Annotated in this window: 3 protein-coding genes and 1 pseudogene; all 4 read left to right on the forward strand. The window is 63.4% G+C overall.

Annotated features, from left to right (window positions below):
* Positions 1-391 precede the first annotated feature (391 nt).
* The 4 genes and pseudogenes from ATO4_RS26505 to ATO4_RS26520 all read left to right on the forward strand — a co-directional run bounded on the left by ATO4_RS26505 (position 392) and on the right by ATO4_RS26520 (position 4,189).
* On the forward strand, positions 392-670 hold the full coding sequence (locus ATO4_RS26505) for a hypothetical protein (RefSeq protein WP_083595091.1): 279 nt from the start codon (positions 392-394) through the stop codon (positions 668-670).
* A gap of 641 nt (positions 671-1,311) precedes the next feature.
* A complete protein-coding gene (locus ATO4_RS26510; protein ID WP_176223198.1) occupies positions 1,312-2,604 on the forward strand; it encodes a calcium-binding protein in 1,293 nt (430 codons plus the stop codon).
* A gap of 109 nt (positions 2,605-2,713) precedes the next feature.
* Positions 2,714-3,736, forward strand: a pseudogene (locus tag ATO4_RS26515) (IS66 family transposase); the annotation flags it as partial.
* A 171-nt stretch (positions 3,737-3,907) separates the two neighbouring features.
* Positions 3,908-4,189: a hypothetical protein gene (locus tag ATO4_RS26520; RefSeq protein ID WP_139802729.1), complete on the forward strand. Its 282-nt coding sequence runs from the start codon at positions 3,908-3,910 to the stop codon at positions 4,187-4,189.
* Positions 4,190-4,275: the final 86 nt, after the last annotated feature.

The following is a 4,275-nucleotide window of genomic DNA, read 5'->3' on the forward strand; positions in this document are numbered from 1 at the left end:
GGGCCGGCAGCACGAACAGAATCGGCAGACGTTTGGTCATGATCACCGTGGACACGCGCCCATATCGCTTGGCAGCCATAGGTAGCACAAGCAGGTAAATGCTTTTTGTGCAGGGACTTAGCTAGCGACACGGTCAGCGGGTCGAGAGCGATTAAGGAAGCGGCTGGCTGATCGTCGGCGAGAACTTCGCTGGACACCTGCGACGAAGGGCCCGTCGTGCGACGGTAAGTCCGAGAGCAATGAAAGGCTCTTTGTCGTCGTCACGGGATCGTTGAGCGCCCACACTGATCCGGAGTACCCCTTCAGCTGCGACACCGGGTCGGTCTTGCTCCGGGCAGAACTGAGCCAATCTACAGCTATCGAGAGCAGCAGGTGACACGGGAGGCGCCACATGGCCTTTGTCGTGAAGGCACGGCGGCACGGAGATACCGTTCTTGAGAGCTTCGCCAGTCGGCGGGACGCTACTGCCCACTGCGAGGCCCTCTGGCGCGACTGGCGCAGTGAGCCGGATTGGACGGTTGCGGTCTACGAATGCCCCCATCTGAGTGACCTCGACGCCGCGATCGCGCGGGTCCAGGCGGGCGGCGGACTGATCCTCGCTCACCGCGATCGGCGGGCGGACGACAAAGCAGGCCAAGCGCCGCAATGGATCCTTGATAGGAAGCCGTGAGCGACGGGACGACCATCAAGCCCCTCGGCGATCTCCGGGACCACGCAAGACGCTGTCCTGGTACTGCGCGAACGACCGCTGCGCTCGGCGCCTCGGCCTGACCATGGTCCGTGCAGTCGAGCTCTTCGGCGCCGAATAAACCTACACAACTGGCGGCCGTCGGGCATCAAATGCTCCGGCTGCGGCTGCCGCGAGACGAAGATGATCGTCCAGGCCGAACCGCCGGGCTATCTGCGGGCAAGTGTCGATCCTGGTTGAGGCGCTGAGCGGATGAAGTCGGCCGCGGCGCGGACCGCGGATAGCGGAAGATGGCGGACCGGATAGCTCAAAGGTCATCGATCAATATCCATCGATACTTCCTATACGGAAGATTCCACAATTTCGACACGGTTCGGGAAGCCATCTAGGCGACCGCTCGGGAGGCTGCGGCACGTCCCCCACTCCGCCTCTTCAGGAACACTTCGATGCCTACCGTCATCGCCAGCAGCTCGGTCACCGGCCTTGTCATCGATGATGCCAATGTCGGGAACGGCCCCTTCTACGTTCTGCCCTACGTCTTCATCCAGTCGGATGCCAATTCGAGCTTTGACGCGATCCGCGTCAATGCGACGGCGGCGAACGCCGTCATCAATGTCGCCGGCATGCTGATCGCCGACGACGACGGCGTGCAGGTCAACGGCGGTGATCGCGTCGTCCTCACGAGCGCAGGTTCCATCTTCAGCAGCTACGGTCTGTACGCGACCACAGATGGAGGAAACCAGTTCGTCGTCGATGGAATCATCGATGCCACGTTCACGGGCGTCCTGCTCAACAACTCGGCCAACAGCGTCACGATCGGCGGGCATGTCTCAGGTGAGACCGGCATCTATGACGGTGGCGCCAACACCACCCACATCACGGCGGGCGGCATTCTCCAAGGCTCGGACTATGCCTACCAGCTGGTCGGCGCGTCCCTCGACCCTTCGACCCTCGTCAATGGCGGCACGATCATCGGCGGGGCTTCCGGCGCAGTTTTCGGCTCCGGGTCCCAAGCCCTCGCCTTTACCAATTCTGGCACGACAAACGGCAATGTCACCCTTGGCGACGGCGCCGACATCATCGTCAATTCCGGCACGATATTCGGGGCCGTCGATCTCGGCGGCGGTGTCGACACGTTCACCATGCTTGGCTCCGGCACCGTTTCCGGAGACATCACGGGCGGTGCCGGCAACGACACCTTCCGCGGCGGCTCGCTGTCCGATCGCTTCCTCGGCGGCGCCGACAACGACACCTTCTATGGCGGCGGCGGCAACGACCTGCTCTACGGCGAGGCCGGCAACGATCGCTTCTTCGCCGATACCGACGCCATCGCCGACACCTACAATGGCGGCGACGGCATCGACACTGTCTCCTACATCCTCTCATCGGCGGGAATTCGCCTGAACTTTGGCTTGAACTACGCCAGCGGCTCTGAAATCGGCGTTGACCGCATCTTCGAAATGGAAGTTGCGAACGGCGGCACTGGTGACGATAGCCTCACCGGCTCAGACACTACAGTAGGCCTTTATGGGAACGCCGGAAACGACACACTTTTGGGAGGTACCGGAAACAATACCCTCGAAGGCGGCGACGGAGAAGATGTGATCCGCGGCTTTGCAGGCTTCGACAAGATCACCGGCGGCGCCGGCGACGACACGCTCACCGGCGACTTCAACGCCGACACTTTCATCTTCGCCAACGGCTTCGGCAAGGACACGATCACCGACTTCGACGAGTTCAACAATTCCGAGAAGATCAACCTCAGCGCCGTTACCAACATCATCAATTTCACCGACCTACAACTCAACCACCTGACGCAGGCCGGTGCCAACGCGGTGATCACCGACGGTGCCAACACCATCACGCTGCTCAATGTCAGCCTCAACGATCTCGACGTGAACGACTTCATCTTTTAGGTCGAGGACGCGGGGATGCTGGGAAGTGGCTGACCATGGTGCAGTGACGCGTCCCGCTCCTGTTGCCGGCCAGCGAAGGGCCCTTGCGCAGAACAGCGCAAGGGCCCTCGGCCAGCATCAGCCGCTCAACCGGCAGTCGGAGCGCTATGCCCGCGAGGGGATCGACCTCAGCCTGTCGACGCTCGCCGACCAGGTCGGCGCCTGCGTCCATGCTCTTCGCCCGCTTCACGATCTGATCGAGCGCCACGTCCTTGCCGCTGAACGTCTGCACGGCGATGACACCACGGTTCCGATCCTGGCCAAGGGCAGGACAGTGACCGGCCGGGTCTGGGTCTATGTCCGCGATGATCGACCGTTCGGCGGCACCGCGCCGCCGGCAGCCCTGTTCTACGCCTCCCGCGACCGGACGGCCGATCATCCGGAGCGCCATCTCGCCGGCTATGGCGGGATCCTCCAGGCCGACGCCTATGCGGGCTATGGCCGCCTGTACGCCATGGATCGAAGTCCGGGACCGGTGACCGAGGCGCTGTGCTGGGCCCATTCACGCCGCAAGTTCTTCGAGCTCGCCGACATCGCCAGGAGTGCCCGGCGGGGAAAGAACGCGGCACCGATCTCGCCGCTGGCGCTGGAGGCGGTGAAACGGATCGACGTCCTGTTCGACATCGAGCGCGAGGTGAACGGTCGCTCGGCCGAAGAGCGTCTCGCCGCCCGGCAGGAGCGGAGCGTGCCCGTTCTCGCCGACCTGGAGGACTGGATGCGCACCGAGCGGGCGCGCCTGTCGCGTCATGCTCCGGTCGCCAAGGCCATGGATTACATGCTTACGCACTGGGAGGGCTTCGCCCGCTTCACCACCGACGGCCGGATCTGCCTCAGCAACAATACGGCGGAGCGGGCGATCCGCAGCCTGGCTCTCGGCCGAAAGTCGTGGCTCTTCGCCGGCTCCGATCGCGGGGCCGTCCGCTGCGCCTTCATGCTGACGCAAATCGCCACCGCCAAGCTCAACGACATCGACCCGCAGGCGTGGCTCGCCGACGTCCTTGCCCGCATCGCCGATACGCCGCAGACCCGCCTCGGGGAACTTCTGCCCTGGAACTGGTCGGCCAGTCACCGGAACGAGCGGGCAGCGGCCTAGCCGATACTCAGGACCCGCCGCCGCGGTCCAGGCCGGATGGTTACGACACTAGTCCGCCGCCGACGGCGAGTGACAGGCGACGGGGTTGCGTCATTCCAAAGCCAGGCGATTGCCCGGGCCGAAGTTCACGGCTATTGCCAACGATGAGGTAATCTGCGGAACGCGATGGAAATGAACCTCAGCGAACTCGTCATGGTCCGATGGACCGACGCCGGCCTGTCGCTCCTGAAACGGGCTATGAATGATGCCCAGGTGGTGGAAATTGCCTCTGAGCAGATCGCACAAGCTTCCAAGTCGGACGGCTGGTGCGACATTCAACTGTGGGCGCTGATGAGACTGATCGGGCCTCACCTCCAGCTCGGGAGCCAGGCACCCTTCATCGAAGAGAACGAAGTGCAGGTCGGACTGCTTTCGGCTGCCGGCGCAAGCACAAACAAGCCCACCGCTCCATGAGGAGCGGCGAGGAATTTGGCTTGCGCTGAAGCGACTCAGAAGATGAAGTCGGTCGCGTCGAGATCGCCGATGGCGACACCATTCAG

Origin of the sequence: Aurantimonas sp. 22II-16-19i, assembly GCF_002088275.1 — a bacterium.
Lineage (GTDB): Bacteria > Pseudomonadota > Alphaproteobacteria > Rhizobiales > Rhizobiaceae > Jiella.